The following is a 24,705-nucleotide window of genomic DNA, read 5'->3' on the forward strand; positions in this document are numbered from 1 at the left end:
GCTTTTTTGAACTAAATTTACCTCTTACATCTAGTAAAATGGAGTTTATGTGTGATGAAACTACTTCCACTAAAAGTACTCGGCCTTTCTTTAATTCTCAGCAATTCCGCTTTTGCAGACACGCCTAACTACAGCAATTTTTATGTGTTCGGGGATAGCCTTTCTGACAATGGTAATCTAGCGCAGGTTCAAGAAATTAAGCCTTATGTAGATAGTTTTACTAACGGTGATGTTGCTGTGGAATACCTTGCACAAGAGTTAGGTATTCCCTTAGTGCCATCAGGTTATCTTGTGGCACTCGCGGTTGAAGGTGCACCTATTATCGGAAGCAATTTTGCGGTTGGCGGGGCTCGCGCCTTGAACAACCCTGATGCAGGAGCCGCTGGTAATGTGATCAACCTTAGCACTCAAGTTGATGTGTTCTTGCAATCTCAAGGCGTTGTTCAGGGAAATCAAATAGATCCAGCTGCTCTGTATTTTGTGGGTGTAGGTGGTAATGATATTCGAGATGCTAGGGCCATCATCCAAGATAGTATTGGGAAAAGCGGTGGTTTCTTTGCTCGTTTCGAGGCCTACTCTCAACTTGCAGATGCTGTGGAAGCGAATGTTACTGAGGTTGGCAAGTTAGCCTCTTTTGGCGCAAAGAACATAGTAGTTATGAATGCTCCAGACATAGGACTAATCCCTGAATCTGACATCTTATCCCAATCAAAGCTTTCCGAAGCAAATAACTTTTCTGAGAGATTTCAGGCTAGGTATCTACCACAGACAGCAACCCACCTAACTAAATTTTACAACACTCAACTGAGCCAAGGGTTAAAGCTGTTGCAGGCACAATTCCCAGACTCAAATATCATTGAATTTGATCTATTCGCATTAGAAAAAAAACTTGTCGCGTCACCAGTGAGCTTTGGTTTTTCTGAAATCGATCTAGCGTGCGCCAACATATTTACTGGCGGTCCAATCAATGACCCTACATTTGTATGCCCAGGTTTCTTGTACTTCGATGAAATCCATCCAACAACTCAGGGACATAGTGTTATCGCGCAAGGCCTATTAGAAGCAATACAGGATGATGATTAGCGCATTACTAGCCTAATCTGAGGCTGAATGAGATACTTCAGCCTCTCTATCTCCATCTCAACAGGTAACCTAAGTGCCAGAGTTAAAAACAGTCGGCCTATTTTTCATCACCGCAATTGCAGAGATACTAGGGTGTTATCTACCTTACCTTTGGTTAAAAGAAGATAAGTCTGTGTGGCTATTACTACCTGCGGCTTTCTTTTTGGGCTTGTTTGCTTGGCTGTTATCTCTTCACCCAACAGCCGCTGGTAGGGTTTATGCCGCCTATGGTGGCGTCTACATTTTCGTTGCTATCTTGTGGCTATGGGCCGTGGACGGCATTAAGCCAAGTATGTGGGATGTAGTAGGTGTGTCAGTGTCGCTACTTGGTATGGCGATCATCATGTTTGCGCCGAGGGCAGGTTAAGCGCGAACAGTAGCAGACCTCTTTTCTTCAAAGAGGTCTGAAAATCAACTATCGAATAGAAACGGTAGTCAGCTCATTTGAAGCCAACGTCTCAATCGTATACTGCGCCAGTACAGAGTGGAGTAGATAAACATGGTGATGTATAGACAGACACACATGACCTGTTTCCTTGCGTAGCAAGAAGGCTTCTTTGTCGTTAAGTACCTTACCACTGATGGTCTTGGCGTCGTGGCTGATGTTTTGGCCTGATTCGCGTTCAACAAATTTAAGCATCGAAGACTCGCAATCTTGCTCCTTTAGGCTTGGGAACATCGCCTTTGGCATCCAGGTCTCTTCGATGATAGATGGCTCATTATTGATGATGCGCATGCGCTTGAAGTGATACATGCTAGCGCCAAGCTCGATCTTGAACTTCTCGGCTAGGATTTCGTCCGCCTCTACCTCAGCAAATTCCAACACGATATTCTTCAATACCGCATCATTGTTAATGCGCTCCGAGATACTGGTCAGATTGTTGTCTTGATAAAACTCTGGCGGGTTTACAAACATACCTGAGCCTTGTCTTGAGTGAACAAAAGACTCTTGTTTCAGCTTCTCTATGGCTTTGCGCAGGGTAGGGCGGCTTACCCCAAAGCGTTCGGCTAGGGCGTGCTCACCATCTAGCTGAGACCAAGCTGCAAATTTGCCACAAGTGATGTCAGCCCTGATTGACTGGTAAACCTCGATATATTTCATAAATATGAGTCTACAATGCATGTAATTACAAATCAAAGGCTGTTGGTTGTTTTTGATACGTTTCCACTATAATTTAATTTGTTTTTCATGCTGATATATCAGTGCGGTTGTTTAAGTTTATTCTTTGATGGTTTAATTTGTACTGTCAAAAATAGGTTCATTGACACCAAGTAGGGCTCTCTGGTGACCTGTCACATGAGGATGTTGTAGGCGATGTGGATACATAAAGCCTCTAAACCAGACAAAGGAGCTCATTTAGCTCCTTTTTCATATATAAACAGCTTGGGTCGGCTCCCTCGCTTTTCGCTATCAGTAAGAAGTATTACTCAAGATGTAATCAATGATGTCTTGGTCTTCATGGATTTGAGTAGGTTCTAACCCAACCTTTGGAAAGTAACCTGCTTCGATAAGAATTTCAGCTCTTTGGTAGATTGCTACCACTCTATCGGCAACGGCTTCCATAGGGTCGATAAAGCTTAGCTGTGGGAATTGCTTTTGCAGATAGCTACGCACTAGAGGTAGTTCAGTACAACCCAAGATGATTGTGGTTGCGCCTCTCTCAACAAGGGGCTGAATAGCTAGAGCAAGTAGCCCCGCATTTCGCTCAAACTCGCCAGACTTGATGCCGTTTTTGTGGCGGATATCTTGTCCGCACTCGGTTTTCTGTCCTGTTACCTCACCATAGATGGCGCTATGCACATAGTGCTCTTGCTCGAAACGCTCTGGCTTAACATACACAAGGTTGGCTTGTTCAAGATAGGTGTCATAGATGCCCGAGTTATAGGTACCATTGGTACATAGGATACCCACAACTGATTCAGGATTGTCAGCCTTGATATGGTCAACCGTAGTTTTGAGCATATCGACGATATAGGTGCGGGTTTGCTTTTGAACCTGTTCGCGGAAGTAGTGCGCCGTATTACAGGTCATTACCGCGAACATAGCATTGTTTCGCTCAAGCATTTTTGCAGATTTCACCATTTCAGGTACTGGGTCCTGCCCGCCCTCATTAATTGCTTCTGAGCGGTCTGGAATATCAGGGTTTTTCACCACTAACATGCCCATATGGTCTTGGTCTTTGAGGGCGCCGTGCTCGATTTCTTTCTTAGCCACAATGTCTTGAAACAGTGCATCAGCTTCTGGGCCCATATTGCCCATCACTCCAAATAGAATTTTTTTCATCATCAGTCTCCATAGATTTAACTTGGGACCTAGGTTAGGGGCAATTGGGTGGATGACTAACTCAACCTTGATGGATCGAATCCTCTAAGCACTCTTTAGACAAAAAAATAGCGAGGTATCTAACCTCGCTATTGTGTTTCGTATCGGATTTACTTGTTTGGGAGCACAACGTATAGGGTGGTGCAGATCAGACAGATGACCATTGATGCTCCGGTGAAGGTAGCTAAGGTATCCTCTGTCAACGACAGACCAGGTATGGATTTATGTATATGCCAGATGTCCATCATAAACAGACCTACCGCGAAGGTGACCCCAGAAATGAGAGCGATTACTAGCATTATCCATGTGATTTCGAACGTCTTTAACTGTGGTACATGTCTACCATGAGACATTAGCACCTCCCTGTTGTTCTTGATTTTCCACTGCTTTTTTCTTTTTTAGAAATATAAATATCAGTGGAAGTATTGAAACAACATGGACTTCTGTAAAGAAGGGGCTTTTATCGCGAGGGTAAAAATATGAAGCTCGCCACAGATATATGTAGCGAGCGACAAATATTTATAGCCTCTAGATTCTGAGGCTATTTAATTCAGCCTGGCTATTAGTAGCCGAATGCAGGGGCAAGAACCTTGTGTATCTTTGCAGGGAAGTCATCAAATAGATACAGGGTATTCGTATGAAGCGAGCCATCTGGAAGACGGAAAGTCGCGTTGAAGAAGAAACGCTCCGCATTCTTATAGGCATCCATATCAAAGTCTGTGCTGCCAAACAGTGGTCTACCGTCTGAACGTACATGTGGCGTATCACCACGAGCGAGCAACACATGATTGATGTACTGGCAGGTATAGTCTTTGCAGTCATAAGAGATGTTGATGGTCGCACCTTCTGCATCTAGGGTCACATCTTGGTCGGCAAGACCAATGGCATTGTGATTGATCATTGGCCAGATACGGCCGTTGTTGATCTGCTTGTCATTAATCACCCAGATAAAAGCGTGCTCATACAGCATCTCAGGCTCGCTTTGACCACGAGAAATGAAGTACACCACGCTCAGTTCATCGTTTTGCCAGTTGCACGAAACATGGGTAAACATCTGTGGATGCTCTTCTCCCTTATAGCGACATACTGCATCAAGGTCTTCAACTGTCATGCCATAGCGCGTAGAGGCTTCAAAATACCAGTGATTAGGGTCCCGATCTGGGATCAGGTCTTCCGGTAGATGCCCTGGGCCTTCAGGATTAGGGCGTTCAGGGATCATATCTCCCGGAAGATGTACCGGTGGCAACTGCTGTGAAGCATTTTGATTGTCAGAAGAATTACATCCAACTAAAGCAAGACCTAGGAACAGGGGAACAAGGCGTTTCATATATAAACCGAGTGAACAGTGGGACACGGCGCAATTTATATCAGTCCTGAATCTGCTGGACTATTTAGTCTTCCGTATATCGATGATAAGCAAAACTTATCATCAACCAGATGTGAAAAAGGCTCTAGATACCTAGAGCCTTTTAATGAGCTATCAACACTAGTTTTTAGAACTCAGGCACCTGTACAACTTTGTTGTTACCTAGGTTTTCACCACGAAGATGATATAGCTTGTGAGTCTCATTGCCTGGGTGGTTCTGGTTAATTTTACAGTCGAGAGACACATAGCGCATGGTGTATCCACAGCGTCGTATTGGGCTGGTGTTTGCTAATGCGCCATGGAAGATGCGCCCGTCATGCACCGAGCACTCATTCGGTTGCAGTTCAAAATAGACCGCATCGTTATCATCGAAATATCGATTGTGAAGCTCGGTACCAAAGGTATGGGTTTCCTTGCTTACAGGTACATACTCTAGATCGCCACTTACCAAATGGGTGCCAGGAATCACGCGCATACAACCGTTTTGCTTGTTTGAAGGGTCAATAGCAAGCCAAATGGTCGCCAGCTTATCCATTCTATCGATTCGACCTTCCCAGTATTTTGAATCTTCGTGCCAAGGTGTAGTACGTCCGGTGAAGGGTTCTTTACAGATGAAGTGGCTACTCCAAAGGCCAATGTTAGGACCGATCAAGGATTCAACCAGATCCAATACAGGTTTGGCTGTCAGAAACTCAAATAGTCTTGGATCTGCATAGTGAGGGCGGTTGAGTTCATCCGCTCTGAGGTCTCCCTTCTCAGCGAGTAGAGATTCAAAGATCTCGGCCAGCTTAGAAAACTGACTTTCTTTAAGAAGAGGCTGCTTATGCAGGATGAAGCCCTGTTCTTGATATTGCTGCAGGGCAGTAGGATTTTGTGATTCAGGTCGAGTAGGGGTAGCTGTTGTCATAATGCCCTCCGTTTTTGTGTTTACAAATTAAACTTGTTTGTTATGTTATGCAAACTTTATTTTGTTAACTTTGTAATAACAGAGGATCAGCCATGCCTACCAAGTTTGAGGTCAATACCAATTGGACTAAGGTGCCACAACATATACGCATAGATAACTGTCATGAGCTAGCACAGAGCCGAGATGGTAGGGTGTTTCTAAGCGTCGATTGCCCAGAAAACAATATCTTAATTTTCACAGAACAAGGGAAGTTCCTTGAAAGCTGGACCCTCGGCTTTGATGGTACTCACGGGCTAACCCTGTTCGAAGATGAAGGTCAGGAATACCTGCTTATTACACAAACTGGCGTGACTGAGATTAATGGTGTGGTCAATAAAGGGTTAGGTAAGGTTGTAAAAACAACTTTGGATGGAAAAGTGCTTCACACCTTTAAGAATCCATTTGAACTTGGTCTATATGAGCAAGGTTTAACCTACAACCCAACTGAAACCTGCGTTGCCAGCAACGGTGATATCTACATCGCAGACGGCTACGGTGCGAGCTTTGTGCACTGCTTTGACCGAAAGGGCACCTATAAACATACCTTTGGTGGCTTCAGTGAATTGGACAGTTCACTGCTTAATCCGCACGGTATCGCTATTGATTCTCGCTCTGGAACTGAGCGTTTGGTGGTATCGTCTCGAAAACAATCGCGCTTTAAATTTTACACGCTCGATGGCGAATATATCGAGGCTATTCATTTGCCCGGCGCTTACCCGTGCCGCCCCGTCATCAAAGGCGATTACCTGTATGCAGGCGTGTGTTGGTCTGGCCCAATCGTCAGTGATGTTGACCTAGAAAATTATCTCGAGCGAGATGACAACAGTGGTTTTGTCTTGATCCTGGATAAGCAAGGTAAGGTGGTTGAGGCTTTGGGTGCAGAGGCGGTTCTCTATGACAATGGCATTCTTACTCCTCTCTGCGTATCCGAAGACTCCCCCTTCCATCATGTGCATGACGTTCTGGTATTGGAAGACAATAAGCTGATTATTAGTCAGTGGAGAGCAGAGCAAACCCTTCCTTTTTCCCTTCTATATATAAATCATCAAAGCGACGATTGTGATTTGAGTCTCAGCGTTAATAGTCGATTGTTCGAGGGATAATTTTTAGGTTATTTGGGGTAAGTATTGCGCGGAATCCTCGTTTATTAGTCCTGTATATTTGTCTGCACAAACTAGTGATTGTTGCTAGATTTCACCGGTGCTAGGGGGTCTGAAGGTAACTCACAACAGTGATCAATTTGTACACAACTAGACTGATTTATGGGACTAAGATGAAAAAGTGGAAAGTAGCAGGAATCAATTTTGACCATATGCATATGAGCATGTTGCTAGGAGATGCTTATAGCAACAGCAATGTAGAGATTGTTGGGGTCTGTCATGAACGCGTTGAAGAGATGGCCGACTCTATTGAGTCATTCCATATTTCTCAAGACCGTGTTTATTCTGATTACAAAGCGTGCCTAGATGAAACTCAACCTGATATTGTAATTATTTGCCCAGCAAACAAAGACCACCTAGAGTGGACTCGCAAGATTGCAGAGCATGGTGAGGGTTATCACATAGTGGTAGAGAAGCCATTCGCCCTGACGCTCTCTGATGCTCAAGAGATGATCAATGTTGTTGAGGCGACTGGCAAGAAATTGGTGTGTAACTGGCCTCTCGCTTGGTATCCCTCTCATGTGACCGCGAAGCGCCTTATCGATGAAGGCTTGATTGGTGAACTTTTGGATATCCATTATTACGATGGCAACATGGCCGACGATGATGTGATTTCAGGTGACCAGTTGTGGCTGCTGAACAAAGAGCAAGGCGGTGGTTCACTACAAGACTATTTGGGCTATGGTGTGACCCTTGGCACCTGGTTTATGAACGACAAACTGCCAAAGTCAGTAACTGCGTTCGCCACAGTGCGTGACGGTGAGGAGATCGATCGCCACAGCATCACGGTATGCGAATACGATACTGGCCTGTCTAAGTTTGAAACTCGCTGGGACATGCTGTCTAACCCTTGGGAGGAGCAACCCCTGCCGAAGACCGGTTTTATCCTAGTTGGAAGTCAGGGTACGATTGCGAGTTTTGATTACGCAGAGGTGGTTGAGGTCCAGCTGAGAAAAGACAAGCAACGCTTGGATATACCAGTGGATACTCTGCAAGCTCCGCAGCAAAACTTCTGTCAGTACCTGATCCACTGCATCGAGAATAATCTTGGGGTTGAAGGCCCAATTTCGGCCAAGACCTCGAAGATAGGACAGATGATAGTTACCGCTGCTGAGATGAGCATCGAACAGCGCAGAACTGTTGCCGTAGAGGAGCTGTTCTAATGGATAAGATCGCTAAAGCACTTCAGTTGGCATACAAACCGACTCTGACCCAAGGTTTTGAGCCGCGCATTGCATTAATAGGCTGTGGTGAGATCTCGGGCGCACACCTGCAGGCCTATCAAAAAGCCGGTTATCAGGTAGTGGCACTGTGTGATATCGACCAACAAGCGATGGAAAAGCGTCAACAAGAGTTTTTCCCTGAAGCCAAGCTGTACTCGGACTATGAGGTGCTTCTTGAGGAAGCCAGCGTAGATATTGTCGATATCACTACCCATCCAGATATTCGCGTCAAAATGATCGAAAAGGCTATAGTTGCGGGTAAGCATATCCTGAGCCAAAAGCCGTATGTGCTCAATCTAGAAGATGGTTTGAGACTGGCAGAGCTTGCCGAGGCGAAAGGGGTGAAGCTGGCCATCAATCAAAATGCTCGCTGGGCACCGCATTTCTCATATTTGAAAGAGGCTGTGCGTCAGGGTCTAGTTGGTGAGGTGCAGGATGTGCAACTGTGCGTTAACTGGGACCACAACATGATCGCAAGCATGCCATTTAACGAGATGAAATACGCCATCTTATATGACTTTGGTATCCATTGGTTCGATATGTTGGCGGGCTTTATGCACCCGAAGAAAGCTGTGGATGTGATGGCAACCGCTGCGGTAGGTGTGGGTCAGACGGCCAAGCCACCACTGCTAAACAACACCATTGTGCGTTACGAAAATGCGCAGGCGTCTATTGTGCTCAGTGCTAATACCATGTACGGACAAAACGATCGCACCGTGATCATTGGCACACAAGGTACCCTGGTCAGTGAAGGGCCGAATCTGAATCAGCAGACCATTACCTTGCACACCAAAGAGGGACGAATCTCCCCAGTGCTCGAGGGAGCATGGTTTACCGATGGGTTCCATGGTGCGATGGCCGAGTTAATCAACGCTATTGCCACCGAGCGTGATCCCCAAACCAACGGTATGGATAACCTAGAGAGTTTAGGTTTGTGTTTTGCCGCCGTCGCCAGTGCGGAAACGGGCAAGTCGGTCAAACCCGGTGAGGCTTTGGGTCTTTAGTGAAAGAGTAAAAAGCGCCTCTAATGAGGCGCTTTTTGTTTAGGCTGGTGTCTGCACCGACTTGCGATACTCGCTCGGTGAGCAGCCTTTAAGCTTTAAAAAGTTACGATTGAAGCTACTCAAGCTATCAAAACCAGTCTCTATGGCAATCTGGCCAATCTGCTGCTGGCTGTTTATCAGTAGTCGGCACGCATCTTCGATTCGAACATTGTTGAGATAGGTGAGAAAGCTAATCGACATGGACTTTTTAAACCAGCGGCAAAAAGCTGGGCTGGTCATATTGGCGTGGCTTGCCACAGTATCCACCGACAGTGACTCGCCTTTGTTGTCGTGAATAAAGGCAAGTACCCGATTGAGCTTCTCGTAGCGCTGCTTCTCGATATCGTATTTAGTGAATTTTACCGAGGACAAAACCTTTGGCGCATGGCGCTGGCTCTCCTGAACCAGTTCGTGCAAAACGGTCAGCATACGCACCATTTGTAGCGGTGGCTCGAGGTTTTCGATATCGAGCAGGTTTTCTTTGATTGCCAGTGGCATATCATCAAAGCGAAGCCCAAGTTTAGCCAAGTCGAGCAATTCACGAGTGGCCTTGAACTCTGGAAACGCCGACAAGAATTCACTGTGGAAGTGGATCACCATAAATTTGCAGTGCGGGTGTTCAGGTTCCACGACTAGATCATGGGGAAGATCTTCACCCAGTAGCAGCAGCTGTCCGGCGGACAGAATATCTCGGCTATCTCCAACCAAGCTGCGGCAACTGCCCTCGATGGCGTAAATCAGCTCTATCTGTTTGTGATAGTGCCAATAAGGGTCCTGCTTTTTTAGGTGGATCGCATAACAAGAGAAGGTATGCGAATCCGTATGTTGTGGTAGAGGCTGTCTAATAGGCTGCATGGCTCTTTGCTAAATAAAAGGTGTAACTGCTGCGATTCCCAAAAAGGGTGGGGAAAAGCAGGGGGCGGCAATCAAAAAGAAAGCGACAAAATAAGGTCGCTTTCTCCATTAGTAAAATAAGAAGCCTTGCTAGTAGGTGCTATGGCTCTGAGCGCCGGTGGATTGTCGCACTACGAGTTTGGGTGAGATGATGATCCTGCGCTGAGGCTCATCATTACCCTCGATGCGCTCTACCAATGCCTTGGCAGCGCGCCGACCGATCTCGGTGGCCGATACCGACACCGTGGTGAGGTCTGGGTAGGACTCTCTCGCCTCTGGTACATCATCGAATCCGGTTACCGCGAAATCTTTACCGGGGAACAACCCTTTTGCGTGCAGTGCGTTCATTACCCCAAAGGCGATCACATCTTGGTGGCATACGACTGCAGTCACCTTGTGGTGATATTGCAGGATATAGCGGATGGCTTCGGCACCGCCTCGACGAGTAGACGGGGATGGTACTATGTAGCGCGGATTAGGGGAAATTCCGTGCTCCATCAGTTTTGCCATGTATCCCGCTAATCGACTCGAACGCGTCATCGACCCTTCCTCACCACCAACAAATGCGATGTGGCGATGACCAAGGTCAATCAGGTGCTTGGTGACCAGCTGTGCACCATAAAAGTTGTCGGTACCGACAAAGTCCAGGTCGGTGCCATCGATAGGTCGTACAGATAACACGATAGATAGCTGGCGCTTTTTTAGGGTATCGAGTAGGCGAACATCAAAGTTTGGTGTCGGACAAAGAATTAGACCTGAGGTGTTGTAGCTGAGCATGTTCTCAATGAACTTCTCTTGTTTCTCCTTAGAGTTACCAGAGATAGCCAGAAACAGCAGTTTATTGATGCTTTCTATGTGCTCATTAACCCCGGTGGTTAACTGGCTGAAGAAAGGGTTGGTTATGTCGTTAACCAGTAGGGCTATCTGGTTATTATTTCGCGATCTCAGGTTGGCGGCGGACTGGTTATAGATATAGCCAAGTTCGTCTACAGCTTTGAGAACACGGTCACGGGTTTTTTCTGAAATTCGACCTTTATTCCTCAAAACCATGGAAATGGTTGCGGTGGAAACACCGCAATATTGAGCTAGGTCAACAATAGTCGTCATCGGGGGAAGTGCCGTTCGTTATTATAATGGTTAATCATTTAACCTAATCATATATCGGATCAATCATATAAAGTGTGAATCGGGTCAAGTTAAGTGTTGCATAACAATAATGGGCATTGTTCTTGAGAGGTTAAACATTTTAACCATGTAACCGGATTCCCCTTCCGTTAGTTAGCATGAAGCCATGTAGTTGAAGTGAAAATAGCGCTCTGTCGGAGATGACGAGCCTATCTCGCTTAGCAACCCTACAAACTAATAAATAATAAAGTTGATAGGTAACAATTATGGCAAGTGTGCAGTTACACTCAGTGATAAAAAGCTATGAAAATGGCTTTAACGCAGTCAAAGGCATCGATCTAGATATTAAAGACGGCGAGTTTATGGTCTTTGTTGGACCATCAGGTTGTGCGAAATCAACCACCCTAAGAATGATTGCTGGCCTAGAGGCTATCACCGATGGTGAGGTGAAGATTGGTGGTCGAACCGTCAACATGGTCCCAGCGAAAGATCGCGGCGTAGCCATGGTGTTTCAGGACTACGCTCTGTATCCGCACAAAACCGTATACGACAACATGGCGTTCAGCTTGAAGATCAGCAAGATGCCAAAAGATGAAATCGATCGTCGCGTGCAAGAGGCGGCGAAAGAGCTGGAAATCACAGATCTGCTGATGCGTAAGCCTAAAGAGATGTCTGGGGGCCAGCGTCAGCGTGTAGCGGTAGGCCGTGCTATCGTGCGTAAGCCAGACGTATTCCTATTCGATGAGCCTCTCTCAAACCTTGATGCAAAATTGCGTGTCTCTATGCGCGCTAAGATCTCAAAACTGCATCAGAAGCTCAAGAAGCAAGGTAGCCCAGCGACCATGATCTACGTAACCCACGATCAGATTGAAGCGCTGACTCTAGGTGATCGTATCTGCGTGTTGAATCAAGGTGAGATCATGCAGGTAGATACACCATCAAATCTGTACAAGTATCCAAAAAACAAGTTTGTAGCGGGCTTTATTGGCACACCGCCTATGAACCTGATCGATTGTGTACTGGACGAAGAGAAAGGCGAAGCGTATGTGGAGCCAGTCCCTGGAGAGAAAATCGCAATTCCACAAAACAGTAACCTAATGCCATATATGGGCGGGAAGGTATGTTTCGGTATCCGCCCTGAGCATGTTCAAGTGGTTCCGCATGATGAAGCAGGTGCTATCGACGGCAAGCTTTTGGTGGTTGAAAACATGGGTGACGAGAAATATCTGCACTTTAGAGTCGGTGCAGGTACAGTGATCTCAAAGATGGCGGACATTGATATCGATCCAAGCGATGTTGGCTTCAACTACAAGCTGAAATTTAATACTCAGTTTAGCCATGTATTTGATGTAAATACGGAAGAGAACGTAACTCTGAAGTAAGTGGTGAACATCGCAAACTCTAGTGAGTTTGTGAGATGAGAATTAAATAAGGTTTCTATTATGCATGTACACGAAAGTTTGCCACGGAAAAGTAGCTTTAATCTTTTGCACTTTTTAGTGATGGGAAGTGCACAAATAAAAAGAGGCGACCAGATCAAGGGTGTTTTCCTACTGGTTATACAGCTACTTTTTATTTTCTATATCCCGCAATTTATCCATTCAATCAATGGCTTAATCACTCTAGGTGAGGTGACTCAACAGCGCAATGGCTTCGAGGTTATTCAGGGGGATAACTCGATCCACTTGCTGGTGGAAGGGGTAGTAATGGCGTCATTCCTAGTGATGTTTATTACCTTGTATGTCTTTAATGTTAAAGACTCCCTAAGAGATGTGCCTTATTGCCGAATTTCGGTTAAGCAGCAATTTAAAAATATCTATGAAGAATATTTCCCTGCTCTGGCATTAACACCGGCGGCAATTGCGACTCTATTCTTTATCATATTGCCAATTATCATCACTGCGATGGTGGCGCTGACAAACTACTCTGCACCTAACTATATTCCGCCAAGGAATCTGGTTGACTGGGTCGGTCTTGAAAACTTCTTCAGACTTTCCAGCGCGAAAGGTTGGTCAAGCACCTTTATCTCCATCACTATCTGGACGCTGATTTGGGCGACCACAGTGACAATTTTGACCTACGCGGTTGGCTTTATGATGTCGAGCGCGGTGGAGAACCGTCAGGTTAAGTTCAAGGGCATGTGGCGTCTTATCCTTATATTGCCTTATGCCATCCCTGCGTTCGTTAGCTTGCTCTCGTTCCGCCTGATGCTAAACGGTATCGGCCCGGTAAACGACTTCCTAGCTTCTATTGGCATTGGTTCGATTGCCTTTTTGACTGACCCTCTGTATGCCAAGTTGGTGTGTATCTTTGTGGGTGTATGGCTGGGTAGCCCTTTCTATATGCTGCTGATCACTAGTGCTAAAACCAATATCCCTGCCAACCTGTATGAGGCGAGTGAGGTAGATGGTGCGAGTCGATTCCAACAGTTCAGAGAGATCACCTTACCACTGGTTCTCCAGCAAACCGCACCGACGCTGGTGATGAACTTTGCAATGAACTTTAACAACATGGGTATCGTGTATCTGATCACAGATGGTGGACCTATTAATACCGACTACGTGTATGCAGGCCACACGGACATCCTGATCTCATGGATCTACAAAATGACGCTTGAATTTAAGCAATATCAGATGGCATCGGTAGTATCTATCCTGATCTTCTTGTTCCTATCCGTCATCGCAATCTGGCAATTCCGCCGCATGAAGTCGTTTAAGGAAGAGGTAGCGTAAGGTTATGAATAATAAACTGACATTCGAAGGCATCATTTCGTATGCATTCCTTATCATAATAAGTGCGTTAGTGCTTACCCCTGTTGGCTGGATCGTGATTTCCTCCTTTAAGTCCAGTGCGTCTCTGTTCTCTTCAGAGCCACTCGACTGGAGCACACTGAACTTCGACAACTACCGCAAGCTACTGGATACCAAGTACTTGCAGTGGTATTGGAACACCTTCTATGTGGCGACAGCGAATACCTTGCTGAACCTTATCTTCGTGACCATTACCGCTTATGTATTCTCACGTTATAAGTTCAAGGCTAAGCGTCACGTTATGATGGGTATTCTGGTGTTACAGATGTTCCCTGCCTTCCTGTCTATGACGGCGATCTATGTCATCTTGACGCGTATGGCGCTCATTGACAGCTACTGGGGCTTGCTGATTGTTTACAGTGCCGCGACGCTGCCGTTCAATGCTTGGTTGGTAAAAGGCTTCTTCGATGCTATTCCACGCTCGCTGGACGAGGCCGCAACTCTGGATGGGGCAGGACACCTGCGAATCTTTGTTGAGATTATCTTGCCACTGGCAAAACCTATCCTGGTATTCATTGCGCTGACCTCGTTCACCGCACCTTGGATGGACTTCATCTTACCAAGTATCATTTTGCGCTCAGAAGACAAGATGACGCTAGCTGTGGGCATATTTGGTTGGATTCAGTCGCAGTCAGCTGAGAACTACAAGCTGTTTACAGCAGGTGCCATCTTGGTTGCGATTCCAATCGGCAGTCTATTCATTTTCATGCAAAAACACATTTCAAAAGGTTTAACAGGCGGAGCGGTTAAGGGTTAATTATGGACGCATTAAGTACTATTTTTCACACAGGTTCAGGTCGTGATTGCTATGCATTCGATAATGACACCATTCATATTCGTCTGCAGACAGGCATCGACATTGCCACTAAGGTGTGCCTATGGGTTGGTGACCCGTATGTATGGGACATGTCATCGGACAATAAAGAACTTCGTGGCTGGAACGGTGGTGAAGAGATCGAGATGAAACTAGAAGCCACTACTGACCACAGCCAGCATTGGTTTGCTGACTACAAGGCAGACAGAAAGCGTGCTCGCTATGGCTTTATCGTTTACTTGAATGATGGTCGTCGTATGTTGGTCGGTGAGTCGTTCAGCGCTGACATCACAGATGCAAAATCCGCAGATAGAGAACTGAAGACCCTTTATAACTTCTTCTGTTTCCCTTACATAGTGCCATCAGATGTGATCAAGACACCGCAATGGGTGAAAGAGACTATCTGGTATCAAGTCTATCCTGAGCGATTCTTTAATGGTGATCCATCTTGTGACCCTTTGGGCTGCCTGCCTTGGGGGACGGAGAACACCAACGTCGGTCAAACTGGTGGCGACTTGTGGGGCATCATCCAGAAATTGGATTATCTGCAAGAGTTGGGTATCACAGGGGTGTATTTCTGTCCTGTGTTTACCGCGGAGTCTAGCCATAAGTATGACACCATCGATTACTACTCGGTAGATCCTACCTTTGGCGGGAACAAAGCACTTAAGACACTGATCGAAGAGGCGCACAAGCGTGGTATCAGAGTCATGCTGGATGCGGTGTATAACCATATTGGGCATAAATCGCCGATTTGGCAGGATGTGATCGTTAATGGTGAAAACTCTAAATACGCAGACTGGTTCTATATCAATCGCTTCCCTGTGGAGCATGACAAGAATGAGTACGATGACAACGGTGTGCTGAACTACGAGTCGTTTGCCGACAACGTTTCTATGCCTAAGCTAAACGTTCAGAATCCAGAGTGTCGTGATTATCTATTGGCGGTAACCAAGTACTGGACCGAGAACTATGATATCGATGGTTGGCGTTTGGACGTGGCTGCCGAGGTTGGGCATGAGTTTTGGCGTGATTTCCGACGCACGGTGAAGGCCATCAACCCAGAGTGTTACATCTTAGGTGAGATCTGGCACGGAGGTATGAACTGGCTTCGTGGCGAGCAGTATGATGCGTTGATGAACTACCCACTGAGCCAGCCAGCGATTGACTTCTTTGCCAACCAAGACATCAACAAAGGAGAGATGGTCAGTCGTGTTAATACGGCGAACCTCATGTATCCAAAGCCTATTCAAGAGGTAATGCTTAATCTGGTGGATAGCCATGATACGTCACGCATCAAGACCTTGTGTGATGGTGATGAACGTAGGGCTAAGCTGTTGTTTGCCTTCTTGTTTACTCAACCTGGAAGCCCATGTATTTTCTATGGCTCAGAGATAGGCATGCAGGGTACCATTAACATGTCGGCCCGTAACTGCATGGACTGGAGTGAAGAGGCACATCAAAGTCCGATGAAGCCGTTTATCAAGAGCCTAATCGAGCTCAGAAAAGAAAACGGTCACTTTATCGGACACAGCCTAGAATGGCTGGAGACTGGCGCGGAAAAAGTGGTGGCGTACAGGATCGGTAACTTGTTGGTGATTCTAAGTAACAGTGACCAAGCGGAAACGGCTGAGATTCAAGGCCAACGTTTTGAGCTTGAACCTTACGGATTACGCTTGAGCTAATCTGAGAAATTAAGGCACATCAAGCTCGATGTGCCTTTTTTAGTTTGTTGCATGCTAAGGAGATTTTATGGATGTCGACAACCAAAACTGTCCGGTGGATAAATATCTGGCACAGACGCGATTGTTTGACGAGCTAGTGCAGGCTTCGGATTGGGTATTCCTCGGAGATAGCATTACCAATGCTGGTCGTTGGGGGGAGCTGTTTCCTTCTAAGCGTGTCGCGAATAGGGGTATAGATGGCGACACTATAGTAGGTATGCTCGGAAGACTAGACTCTGTACTTGCTACTGAGCCCGACACGGTTTTCTTGCTTGCTGGTATCAATGACATTGCCCAAGACCGAACGCCTGAGCGCATCATGGAAAGTTACCGAAAGGTGGTGGATACTCTGACTAAGCAAGGTGTTCGTGTCGTATTGCAATCAACCATTTTGACCAATAACCCTGATTGGAATCAGAGTGTTGATAAGCTCAATGGTCTGATTGAAGAGCTGGCTAGATCGCAAGGTCTTACCCTGATCGATCTAAATAGTTTGTTTGCTGAGCGCGGCACAATTAAATCAGAGGCCACGTTTGACGGCGTACATCTGCAAGGGGATATGTATCTGCAGTGGCGCGATAAACTGCTTGCTGAGGCGGTGTAATTCTACTGTATCATCTAGGGTTGCGGCACCGTATGCAGCGCCGCAACTCACTGACCTTGCGCGAGGTTAGTTATGTGATGATTGATAGCGGGTTTGAGAAGTGATTCTATTTCGCTGGCTGTTATATCGATCAAAGCTTGGCTTATTTTCACGACCAAGTTCATAACGCGCAACATATTCCGAATTAACATTGCGGCACAAGCCATCGTATGGAAGCTGCTCTTTCCCTGCTTTATATCCATCTTGCTGACAAATCTCATTGATTTGCTCTTGAGACAGATTAGCGTGATTGTTTCCTCCAGCGCATCCCACAATTGAACCACCTAATAGTAAAACAAATAACACTTTCTTAAACATAATGGCTCCTTACTTATTGTTGGCACGAGATCATTATAGGCCGAACTGCATCCTGTGTATGTCATTATTAATAATTTACTCTCTCAATAAATTGTAACTTATTGTTTTTATTGGGTAATAAATTTTGATCTTGATCGGACTTTTTATAAGGTTAATCGTTAAACTATTGTGTCGGTAATATTGCTGGTATGGTTTTTGTTTGTTGCTTTTTTGTGGGTTGTGAAAATGGACTGCGTTCTAGTTCGAAGCACTACTAGGCCCACCATATATAGAGTTAGTTCGATTTAAGCTTTTTTTGAGTGGTGGAAGTGGCGCTAGAAATATTCAATTATGTGTGGTTAAACCATTAACCAGTATGCATCTGGTCAATAAGAAGAAATGTGAGAATTTCATCACACTAAGCGCGCGTAAAGCCTTCTCCTATGAATAATTGTTAGATTAAACATTTTAATCATGTGTAATTAGCCCCTAATTAGGGATTAAAGTAGCGTTGGTCTTAGATAAAAAGGGTGCAGCCGATAGTTTGTGGGCTGATACCGGAAAGTTTCATAATTAGAAATAGGTTAACTATATGATTAATAATAAGAAAGCGCTGATCCTTGCCCTATGCTCCACAGCCCTATGGGGTTGCCAGTCTACTGGTAAAGATGTTGTCCTTGAGCCAGCAGCAGTGCCAGCCGACCTAGAAGCCTTCATGATGGCGTGTGATAACCCTGATCACAACTACCGCGAAGGCGTAAGCAAGAAGTTTATCTATGTTTCTGGTGCGTTTACTGACAGCTACTGGGCACTGCATGACGACCGCCTAATGCAGTACAAAGGCAACAACGTGTATCAGCTGGTTCATGAAGAGCATGAAGGCATCTTCGACATCCAGTTTGCTAAAGCTGGTTGGACAGATGTGTACATCTTTGAAAACAGCAGATACTGGACCCCTGAAGTTCCTTCGTACATGAAGCGTGGTGGCTTTGCTAAGCCATCAACGGTTGAATTCAAAGAGCCAGGTAAATATGTTTGGTCTCTTAAGTTAGATGAAAATGGCAAAGAGCAATACGGCATGATTGCTAAGTGCAGTTAATTTCAACTTAGATGTATAAATGCCGCCATTTTGATGGCGGCTTTTTGTGTTTTTCTTATTTGGAATAATTAGTTAATTCGCTCGTCGATTAATAATATTTTAAGGCAATAAATATATTTTATTACTCGAAATATATCATTATTTTAGTGATGAATTAATTGGTGGCTTGTTCTAATTTTTTGAACCGACCCGTTTTGGTCTAAATGGACCGGTGTATGGAAACCTTAGACCACTCATGGCCTGGTGTGCAGTGATTTTACCCCATGTCTCACTTGTCAAATTTGGTCTTGAGTAAATTTAAATAAAGTGAGGTTAATCTATTAACCAGAGTTATAACCTTATTTGGATTTAAATTGGTGCTTATTTGTGATTATTGTCCCGTTTATTTTGTCACAGGAAGTAACCGTGAAGGGGTTGAGAGGTTAAACGTTTTAAGCAAATTTAATAAAGATGACACATTGGATATATTTTTCGTGTCTTACAAATCAAATTAAAATAATTAATTTCGGGGTTAAAATGAAAAAGAAATATCTTGCCTTATGCGTAAGTAATGCACTTATCGTAACGTCCCTATCTTTGGGTTCAATGCAAGCACAAGCAAACTCAGACCTTACATTTTCTGACAAGATCGTCAAAGTGAATGGCCACGTTGGTCTAATCGCTGAGACTCAAGATACGGTTTACTATGATCCAACAGGGAGTAAAACAGGTAAAGCTACCTACCGTGAAAACTCCATAATAGATACTGCTCTTACCTTTCAGGAATACCCTTTAGATATCTTTTATGCCTTTAAGCAGTTTACTGATGAATACCGCTCTGCCGATGGCTTAGATAATCAGTTGGAAGAGGGTCTAAAGCACCTTATCTTGCTTTCAACCGATTACTACATTGGTAACGGGCTCAATGTAGGTGCTTCACTAAACAATGAATTTGCCAGTTCAGACCGAGTATATAGTGGCCCATGGATCAACGGCCGATATGGCAAATCAGAGCATCTACTGGAGGCAAGCGCTTTCGTCGACTACTGGAACAGTCGCCAAGGTTTCGGTGCCTATAGCTATGCTACCTACAAGTACAGCAACTTGGTTAACGACCAACAAGCAGGTGCTGATTGGGGTGACTATGACATCAATGGCTGGGCAATTTCTACTAGACCAACTATGAACTTTGATTCCATCAACATAGGTGTAGAGTTCTATTATGGGAAAGACGAATCCACGGGCAATGTGACAGATTCCCACCTGCAAGACTTTGAGGAGTGGTTAGTCGAGCCATCCATCAGCTATACAGGTCCATACGGTACACTGACAGTACGCCATCGCTACGCACAACAAACTACCACGCAAAACGGTGGTCAAGATGAGTACTTCACCACAGTTAACAAAACCACTATCGGGTACAATTACAGCTACAACAGCTGGCGTCTAGGCGGTGAAGTAGAGTTCACTCATAACGACAATGAGGCGGATACTTCTTGGTCAGGCGGCAAAATCGATAACGGCAAAAACGAAGTTACTCGCTTCATGATTTTTGGTCAGTACGCGTTCTAAAGAGTTTTACATGATATCCATACTAGAAATTAAACAAATCTTAAATGCTCAGGCTTTTGGTGACCCATCAGTATCTATCGATAAGGTAGTACCCTTGGACTGCGAAGAGAGGGGAGGTCTTGCGATTGTCTTTAGGCAGAGCGATTTGAATTTGATTTCTGGTTCTCAGGCCGATGTCATCGTCGGCCCTGAGGCGATATTAAACAAAGCGTCACTAGCGAAAACTAAGTTGGTGGTGAAGAAGTTTGAGGTAGAGAGGATCAATCAGGTCTTCTTGATGCTTAAACAGATGCAGGTGCAAAAAGCGGCTCAACAGGCATCGAGCCTAGAACCGACCCCTGAGTTCGACAAGGTCAGTATAGGCGTGGGCTGTAAAATTGGTAAGAACTGCTATTTTGCCCCAGGTGTGGTGATAGGGAATTTTGTGACCATAGGTGACAATGTCGCTATCAATGCTAACACCGTGATTAAAGACAACACAGAGATAGGCAGTCACGTCATTATTGACTCAAACTGCTCAATCGGGAACAACAGCTTTGAGTACTTCACTGACATCAATGGTGATTATCAAAGACTGCTTAGCCTAGGCAAGCTGGTGATAGAGGACCAGGTTGAGATCGGCTGTAATTGCACCATCGACCGCGGCACCTTAGGGGCCACTCGAATTGGGCGCAATACCAAGATAGATAACTTGGTGCAGATTGGACACGATGTAGAAATAGGTCGACGTTGTATTCTGGTGTCTCAGGTGGGTATCGCTGGTTGGACTAAGCTCGAAGACAACGTCATTTTGCATGGTCAGGTGGGTGTAACAGGAGGCATTACTATCGGTGCCAACACCATAGCGCACGGTCAAGCGGGTATTACTAAGTCTATCAAGCCAAACAGTCGTGTCTCCGGTTATCCAGCGCGTAATAGCAAGGATTTCCTGCGCAGTGTGTCTAAGCTAAACAGCCTTTAATTACACCACTGTTTCCTTCTTAAGACTGCCTGTAGATGTTCTCTCAGGCAGTCTTTTTTTATCCTCTACTCCTGTCCTATATATCGGACTGAAGTGAAGTCACACCAGGCTGGCTCACTGTTCAAGCTGACGCAGTACAGGCCACATACGGCGCCGGTGTAGTACATGGAAAGAAGCTCCTCTCCTTGCCATTCGCCCAACTCTATCTGTTGGTTATCTGCCTTGCATTGGAACCAATACTTGTCCCCCTCACAGGTTATGGTAAAGACAAATCTATTGTCCTTTGGCCAAGCAATCGACTGATTGATGATGGCCTTACTGGCGAGGGTGACTTGCAGTTGTGCCTTGTCACCGGTTTTACGCGCGGTTAGGCTGACAAACTTATCATCCTTTTGCACCACAGCAATTCCGGATTCGCTGCAAACACTTGGGTCAAAACAGGCTTTGGCACTGAAGGTAAAGATAGAGCTTCGCTGGCGCATGCCGATAAACGCACTCTGCTTACGCTCTTCGAGGCGCTGCTCATTGCCAAGCAGTCTTAGGGTGTGGCTAGATGGAAGCAGTTCATAACGGGGCGTTTGCGGGGCACGTCTAAACAACCATTCATGGCTCAGGCTTTCTTGACTAAAGTCGTCGAAGTAGCAGAGGTCTCGATGTTGAATGCTTGTCTCAAATGGCGCCTCTATGCTCGGCTCTACCCGACCTGTGTCTGGCGCACATACTGGCCATTCGATATTCGCTCCTCGGTACATATGGTCATAGGCCTTTGGACCTCTTTCCCACATAACGGGTAGAAGGAAAGTCTCGCGACCCATGTTGGTTCTGTGGTTGGCGTGGTTGCGAACCCCTAGGCAAACCATATAGGTGCGACCATCTGCGAGTTCCACCAGATCACCATGGCCTGTGCTGTGTACCCAGTTATCGTGAGCGAGATTGCGTGAGGTCAGGATGGGGTTTCGGTCATTGCTGAGATATGGCCCGGTAATGGATTGGCTTGAGGCGACCGTTACAGCATGACAATAGCCGGTGCCACCCTCAGCACACATTAGATAGTAGCGGCCCTTGCGTTTATAAAGGTGTGGCCCTTCGACCCAAATGCCGCCGGTTCCTCGCCATACAGGGTATCGCTCGCCAATCAGTTGCAGGGTTTCACTGTCTAGCTGTTGTATCCATATTTCGCCCTCAGAGTCATCGGCTCGAATTTCTGGAGTGTGGGTACCCACATACCAGATAGTGCCATCATCATCGAAGAAGATGTCCGGGTCGATACCCGGCGCACCTTTAACCACTATAGGTTTCGACCAAGGACCGGCAGGGTGATCTGCAGTAATGATAAAGTTAGTGCAATTATCTAGATGGGACTCTTGCCCTTCGGGAGCGTGATAGACATTGGTGGTGATGATATAGAACTTTCCCTGATGATAGCGAATCGATGGTGCGTGGATACCACCATCGGACTCCACGTCCATAAGGTTGATGCTATCGTCGAGCTGTTCTTGTCTATCTAGGCCATAGCCAATTAGAGTCCAATTGGCTAAGTCTTTGCTGTGATGAATTGGCAGTCCTGGGAAGAACTCAAAGCTTGAGTTCACCAAATAAAAGTCGTCCCCAACTCGCACAACAGAAGGATCAGGGTAGGCCCCTGGCAGGATAGGGTTCTTAATCAAGGTCATAGCTTTGTACCACAATATTGAAGCTGTAAGCACTTAGGGTGCGGTCATTGATTGATAGCGAACTGTTATTGAAAGTGATTTCGCTGTCACTGTTGTTAAGCAGTAGGTAGACACGGTTATTGGCGGTTTGTTTTCGTAAGATGAAGGCATTGTGATCTGTGTCTATTTCCAGCCATTCAAACTCTAGGTTAGCCATAGCTGGGTTTTCTTTTCTTAGTGCAATCAATTGCTTAAGAAAACTATGCAGTTCATGAGTGTGTGGCTGTGGCGACCATGGCATGCATTTTCTGCCATCATAAGGGGTGACGCCGGTTAGGCCCACTTCACTGCCGTAGTAGATACAGGGAGCGCCGGGCATAAACATGTGCAGGGCGTAAACGAGCTTGGCTTTGCGAACGTCATTTTCACAAAAAGAGATGACTCGCTCAGTGTCTTGGGTATCGGCAATATTAAACATGTTTGGAAGCATGTTTTTGGGGTAGTGAACAAGATAATCATGCAGATCCTTGATGAATTCAGTCGCTGTTTTCTTCTTATGCAGATACTTATCACCGATAAACTCAAGGATGTTGTATGTCACCTCAAAATTCATCATGCCATCAAATTGATTATCACGTAGCCAAGGATAGGAGCGGTCCCAATTCTCACCTATGACATACACGTGAGGGCTTACTTCTTTGAGGGTTTGCTTCAACTCTCGCCAAAAATCATGGGAGATCTCGATAGAGACATCCATGCGCCATGCATCCACACCAAATTCTTCTGTCCAATATTTGGCGGAGTTGATCAGATATGCGCGAGCTTCAGGGTTGGCATCATTCCATTTTGGCGCGAATGGGTTTAGGGCAAAGGTATGATAGTTAAGGTTATTCATTACCTCGTAGGTGAGGTTGGTTGGATCTATCTCTTTGGGGTCGAAGTTGATCACGGGCTCGCGCTCTATCACAAACCAATCAAAGTAGGGAGATTGTGCTCCTTTCTCAATAACATCTTGCCAATAAGGGTGTGCCCAACCACAGTGGTTGAAGACCCCATCTAGCATGATCTTTATGCCTCGCTTGTGGGCTTCGTCCACCAAACGCTTGAAGTCTTGGTTGCTGCCATATTGCGGATCTATTTGATAGTAGTCGTCGATGTCGTACTTGTGCGATGACTCGCCTTTGAACAGCGAATTGAAGTAGATACCACTGAAACCCAGGTCTTTGATGTAGTCCAGCTTTTGAATAATGCCTTCGATATCGCCACCAAAATTAGTGAACTGGGTTTCACTGGTTTGGTCTCCCCATTCAATCGTGTGCTCATCATTAAGTTTGGGGTTCGCGTTGTTGAAGTAGTTGGGGAAAATCTGATACCAAACGGTCTGGTGTGCCCAAGAGGGTGGAGAGTAACGGTCCGCTTGGTTGAAGAATGGGTAGTGGAAGAAGTAGGGCATGATGCTAGAGCAGGCACTCTCGTAGTCAAACGCCAGATATTCTTCTTTTGTGATCACACCTTTAGGGCCGTAGAAAAAGTCCCCTTGTTGGCTGTGACCAATAAAACCGTATCTTAGGCGCAGCGAGGGCTGGGTGATTTCCACAAACCAATAATCAAAAAATGCGTCGCTGTGCTCCTTTTGCATCTGGTCGTAGATGAAGCGATCGCGATCCAGTGACCAGTTTGCGTTGGCGGTTGGGTCCGGTTTCCAGTGATATGGGTCCCAGCCAACCACTTGCAGTGACTGTGCTTCCCCCTTGGCTACCCTTAGCCTTAGGTGCAAGGTATCCTTGCTAAATAAGTAACAATAGCGGCTCTTTATCTCGTGGAAAATGCTATGTTCGACCATCAGATTTCCTCATTTTGTAATCACAAAAAATATGTGAACACGTTATGGAACCTCTACTTTTTGGTCAAATTGGTTATATGGTTTAACCCTGCATTTTCCAGTTGTCATG

At 45.7% G+C, this 24,705-nt stretch carries 23 protein-coding genes; 13 read left to right on the forward strand and 10 right to left on the reverse strand.

Going from position 1 to position 24,705, the window contains the following annotated elements; translation table 11 throughout:
• Positions 1-54: 54 nt before the first annotated feature.
• Together Pcarn_RS16885 and Pcarn_RS16890 are read left to right on the forward strand one after the other, a co-directional pair.
• On the forward strand, positions 55-1,083 hold the full coding sequence (locus Pcarn_RS16885) for an SGNH/GDSL hydrolase family protein (RefSeq protein WP_261837294.1): 1,029 nt from the start codon (positions 55-57) through the stop codon (positions 1,081-1,083).
• Positions 1,084-1,156: 73 nt separating this feature from the next.
• Entirely contained in the window at positions 1,157-1,489 is a 333-nt protein-coding gene (locus tag Pcarn_RS16890; RefSeq protein WP_261837095.1) for a YnfA family protein, read from the forward strand.
• Between the two features lie 48 nt (positions 1,490-1,537).
• Here Pcarn_RS16890 and Pcarn_RS16895 read toward each other — a convergent pair whose 3' ends face one another.
• The 5 genes from Pcarn_RS16895 to Pcarn_RS16915 all read right to left on the reverse strand — a co-directional run bounded on the left by Pcarn_RS16895 (position 1,538) and on the right by Pcarn_RS16915 (position 5,718).
• Positions 1,538-2,224, reverse strand: coding sequence for a GntR family transcriptional regulator (locus tag Pcarn_RS16895; protein ID WP_261837096.1), 687 nt, complete (start codon positions 2,222-2,224; stop codon positions 1,538-1,540).
• 309 nt (positions 2,225-2,533) lie between these two features.
• The gene (locus Pcarn_RS16900) at positions 2,534-3,406 is read right to left on the reverse strand and encodes an aspartate/glutamate racemase family protein (protein WP_261837097.1); all 873 of its coding nucleotides are present in this window, start codon (positions 3,404-3,406) and stop codon (positions 2,534-2,536) included.
• A 149-nt stretch (positions 3,407-3,555) separates the two neighbouring features.
• Complete coding sequence (locus tag Pcarn_RS16905; RefSeq protein WP_261837098.1) at positions 3,556-3,798, reverse strand: hypothetical protein; 243 nt, start codon at positions 3,796-3,798, stop codon at positions 3,556-3,558.
• A gap of 209 nt (positions 3,799-4,007) precedes the next feature.
• Positions 4,008-4,772, reverse strand: a complete 765-nt coding sequence (locus Pcarn_RS16910) for a hypothetical protein (protein WP_261837099.1) — start codon at positions 4,770-4,772, stop codon at positions 4,008-4,010.
• Positions 4,773-4,938: 166 nt separating this feature from the next.
• Positions 4,939-5,718 (reverse strand): phytanoyl-CoA dioxygenase family protein, encoded by a 780-nt coding sequence (locus tag Pcarn_RS16915; protein ID WP_261837100.1) that lies wholly within the window; start codon positions 5,716-5,718, stop codon positions 4,939-4,941.
• A gap of 92 nt (positions 5,719-5,810) precedes the next feature.
• On the opposite strand from Pcarn_RS16915, the gene Pcarn_RS16920 reads away from it, so the two are divergent.
• The 3 genes from Pcarn_RS16920 (at position 5,811) to Pcarn_RS16930 (ending at position 9,144) form a co-directional block, all read left to right on the forward strand.
• Positions 5,811-6,860 (forward strand): NHL repeat-containing protein, encoded by a 1,050-nt coding sequence (locus Pcarn_RS16920; RefSeq protein ID WP_261837101.1) that lies wholly within the window; start codon positions 5,811-5,813, stop codon positions 6,858-6,860.
• A 170-nt stretch (positions 6,861-7,030) separates the two neighbouring features.
• Complete coding sequence (locus Pcarn_RS16925; protein ID WP_261837102.1) at positions 7,031-8,080, forward strand: Gfo/Idh/MocA family protein; 1,050 nt, start codon at positions 7,031-7,033, stop codon at positions 8,078-8,080.
• Complete coding sequence (locus tag Pcarn_RS16930) at positions 8,080-9,144, forward strand: Gfo/Idh/MocA family protein (RefSeq protein WP_261837103.1); 1,065 nt, start codon at positions 8,080-8,082, stop codon at positions 9,142-9,144. Before Pcarn_RS16925 ends, Pcarn_RS16930 begins: the two co-directional genes overlap by 1 nt.
• Positions 9,145-9,183: 39 nt before the next feature.
• On the opposite strand, the gene Pcarn_RS16935 is transcribed toward Pcarn_RS16930, so the two are convergent.
• Together Pcarn_RS16935 and Pcarn_RS16940 are read right to left on the reverse strand one after the other, a co-directional pair.
• Positions 9,184-10,038: a helix-turn-helix transcriptional regulator gene (locus tag Pcarn_RS16935; RefSeq protein WP_261837104.1), complete on the reverse strand. Its 855-nt coding sequence runs from the start codon at positions 10,036-10,038 to the stop codon at positions 9,184-9,186.
• A 129-nt stretch (positions 10,039-10,167) separates the two neighbouring features.
• The gene (locus Pcarn_RS16940) at positions 10,168-11,184 is read right to left on the reverse strand and encodes a LacI family DNA-binding transcriptional regulator (RefSeq protein ID WP_261837105.1); all 1,017 of its coding nucleotides are present in this window, start codon (positions 11,182-11,184) and stop codon (positions 10,168-10,170) included.
• Between the two features lie 284 nt (positions 11,185-11,468).
• Here Pcarn_RS16940 and Pcarn_RS16945 point away from each other — a divergent pair, with 284 nt between their 5' ends.
• From Pcarn_RS16945 to Pcarn_RS16965, 5 genes are all read left to right on the forward strand, one after another.
• Positions 11,469-12,584, forward strand: coding sequence for an ABC transporter ATP-binding protein (locus Pcarn_RS16945; protein WP_261837106.1), 1,116 nt, complete (start codon positions 11,469-11,471; stop codon positions 12,582-12,584).
• Between the two features lie 60 nt (positions 12,585-12,644).
• Complete coding sequence (locus Pcarn_RS16950) at positions 12,645-13,934, forward strand: carbohydrate ABC transporter permease (RefSeq protein ID WP_390904504.1); 1,290 nt, start codon at positions 12,645-12,647, stop codon at positions 13,932-13,934.
• 4 nt (positions 13,935-13,938) lie between these two features.
• A complete protein-coding gene (locus Pcarn_RS16955) occupies positions 13,939-14,769 on the forward strand; it encodes a sugar ABC transporter permease (RefSeq protein ID WP_261837107.1) in 831 nt (276 codons plus the stop codon).
• A gap of 2 nt (positions 14,770-14,771) precedes the next feature.
• Positions 14,772-16,511 (forward strand): glycoside hydrolase family 13 protein, encoded by a 1,740-nt coding sequence (locus Pcarn_RS16960; protein ID WP_261837108.1) that lies wholly within the window; start codon positions 14,772-14,774, stop codon positions 16,509-16,511.
• 67 nt (positions 16,512-16,578) lie between these two features.
• Positions 16,579-17,154, forward strand: a complete 576-nt coding sequence (locus Pcarn_RS16965; RefSeq protein WP_261837109.1) for a GDSL-type esterase/lipase family protein — start codon at positions 16,579-16,581, stop codon at positions 17,152-17,154.
• A gap of 66 nt (positions 17,155-17,220) precedes the next feature.
• Here the strand turns inward: Pcarn_RS16965 and Pcarn_RS16970 are convergent, their stop codons facing one another.
• On the reverse strand, positions 17,221-17,511 hold the full coding sequence (locus tag Pcarn_RS16970) for a hypothetical protein (RefSeq protein ID WP_261837110.1): 291 nt from the start codon (positions 17,509-17,511) through the stop codon (positions 17,221-17,223).
• A 571-nt stretch (positions 17,512-18,082) separates the two neighbouring features.
• On the opposite strand from Pcarn_RS16970, the gene Pcarn_RS16975 reads away from it, so the two are divergent.
• The 3 genes from Pcarn_RS16975 (at position 18,083) to Pcarn_RS16985 (ending at position 21,101) form a co-directional block, all read left to right on the forward strand.
• Positions 18,083-18,589 carry a hypothetical protein gene (locus tag Pcarn_RS16975; protein WP_261837111.1) on the forward strand — a complete coding sequence of 169 codons (507 nt, stop codon included), beginning with the start codon at positions 18,083-18,085 and terminating at the stop codon, positions 18,587-18,589.
• A gap of 516 nt (positions 18,590-19,105) precedes the next feature.
• Complete coding sequence (locus Pcarn_RS16980) at positions 19,106-20,140, forward strand: hypothetical protein (protein WP_261837112.1); 1,035 nt, start codon at positions 19,106-19,108, stop codon at positions 20,138-20,140.
• Between the two features lie 10 nt (positions 20,141-20,150).
• Positions 20,151-21,101 (forward strand): UDP-3-O-(3-hydroxymyristoyl)glucosamine N-acyltransferase, encoded by a 951-nt coding sequence (locus Pcarn_RS16985; protein ID WP_261837113.1) that lies wholly within the window; start codon positions 20,151-20,153, stop codon positions 21,099-21,101.
• A gap of 65 nt (positions 21,102-21,166) precedes the next feature.
• Here the strand turns inward: Pcarn_RS16985 and Pcarn_RS16990 are convergent, their stop codons facing one another.
• Together Pcarn_RS16990 and Pcarn_RS16995 are read right to left on the reverse strand one after the other, a co-directional pair.
• A complete protein-coding gene (locus Pcarn_RS16990) occupies positions 21,167-22,774 on the reverse strand; it encodes a glycoside hydrolase family 43 protein (RefSeq protein WP_261837114.1) in 1,608 nt (535 codons plus the stop codon).
• Positions 22,761-24,596, reverse strand: a complete 1,836-nt coding sequence (locus tag Pcarn_RS16995; protein ID WP_261837115.1) for a glycoside hydrolase family 13 protein — start codon at positions 24,594-24,596, stop codon at positions 22,761-22,763. The genes Pcarn_RS16990 and Pcarn_RS16995 overlap by 14 nt, the downstream gene beginning before the upstream one ends.
• Positions 24,597-24,705: the final 109 nt, after the last annotated feature.

Source organism: Vibrio ishigakensis, from assembly GCF_024347675.1.
Taxonomy (GTDB): Bacteria; Pseudomonadota; Gammaproteobacteria; order Enterobacterales; family Vibrionaceae; genus Vibrio; species Vibrio ishigakensis.

Coding starts and splice junctions, on each gene's coding strand:
- Pcarn_RS16885 (WP_261837294.1), top strand. CDS start 55: ATGAAACTACTTCCACTAAAAGTACTCGGCCTTTCTTTAATTCTCAGC.
- Pcarn_RS16895 (WP_261837096.1), bottom strand. CDS start 2,224: ATGAAATATATCGAGGTTTACCAGTCAATCAGGGCTGACATCACTTGT.
- Pcarn_RS16900 (WP_261837097.1), bottom strand. CDS start 3,406: ATGAAAAAAATTCTATTTGGAGTGATGGGCAATATGGGCCCAGAAGCT.
- Pcarn_RS16905 (WP_261837098.1), bottom strand. CDS start 3,798: ATGTCTCATGGTAGACATGTACCACAGTTAAAGACGTTCGAAATCACA.
- Pcarn_RS16910 (WP_261837099.1), bottom strand. CDS start 4,772: ATGAAACGCCTTGTTCCCCTGTTCCTAGGTCTTGCTTTAGTTGGATGT.
- Pcarn_RS16915 (WP_261837100.1), bottom strand. CDS start 5,718: ATGACAACAGCTACCCCTACTCGACCTGAATCACAAAATCCTACTGCC.
- Pcarn_RS16920 (WP_261837101.1), top strand. CDS start 5,811: ATGCCTACCAAGTTTGAGGTCAATACCAATTGGACTAAGGTGCCACAA.
- Pcarn_RS16925 (WP_261837102.1), top strand. CDS start 7,031: ATGAAAAAGTGGAAAGTAGCAGGAATCAATTTTGACCATATGCATATG.
- Pcarn_RS16930 (WP_261837103.1), top strand. CDS start 8,080: ATGGATAAGATCGCTAAAGCACTTCAGTTGGCATACAAACCGACTCTG.
- Pcarn_RS16935 (WP_261837104.1), bottom strand. CDS start 10,038: ATGCAGCCTATTAGACAGCCTCTACCACAACATACGGATTCGCATACC.
- Pcarn_RS16940 (WP_261837105.1), bottom strand. CDS start 11,184: ATGACGACTATTGTTGACCTAGCTCAATATTGCGGTGTTTCCACCGCA.
- Pcarn_RS16945 (WP_261837106.1), top strand. CDS start 11,469: ATGGCAAGTGTGCAGTTACACTCAGTGATAAAAAGCTATGAAAATGGC.
- Pcarn_RS16950 (WP_390904504.1), top strand. CDS start 12,645: ATGCATGTACACGAAAGTTTGCCACGGAAAAGTAGCTTTAATCTTTTG.
- Pcarn_RS16955 (WP_261837107.1), top strand. CDS start 13,939: ATGAATAATAAACTGACATTCGAAGGCATCATTTCGTATGCATTCCTT.
- Pcarn_RS16960 (WP_261837108.1), top strand. CDS start 14,772: ATGGACGCATTAAGTACTATTTTTCACACAGGTTCAGGTCGTGATTGC.
- Pcarn_RS16965 (WP_261837109.1), top strand. CDS start 16,579: ATGGATGTCGACAACCAAAACTGTCCGGTGGATAAATATCTGGCACAG.
- Pcarn_RS16970 (WP_261837110.1), bottom strand. CDS start 17,511: ATGTTTAAGAAAGTGTTATTTGTTTTACTATTAGGTGGTTCAATTGTG.
- Pcarn_RS16975 (WP_261837111.1), top strand. CDS start 18,083: ATGATTAATAATAAGAAAGCGCTGATCCTTGCCCTATGCTCCACAGCC.
- Pcarn_RS16980 (WP_261837112.1), top strand. CDS start 19,106: ATGAAAAAGAAATATCTTGCCTTATGCGTAAGTAATGCACTTATCGTA.
- Pcarn_RS16985 (WP_261837113.1), top strand. CDS start 20,151: ATGATATCCATACTAGAAATTAAACAAATCTTAAATGCTCAGGCTTTT.
- Pcarn_RS16990 (WP_261837114.1), bottom strand. CDS start 22,774: ATGACCTTGATTAAGAACCCTATCCTGCCAGGGGCCTACCCTGATCCT.
- Pcarn_RS16995 (WP_261837115.1), bottom strand. CDS start 24,596: ATGGTCGAACATAGCATTTTCCACGAGATAAAGAGCCGCTATTGTTAC.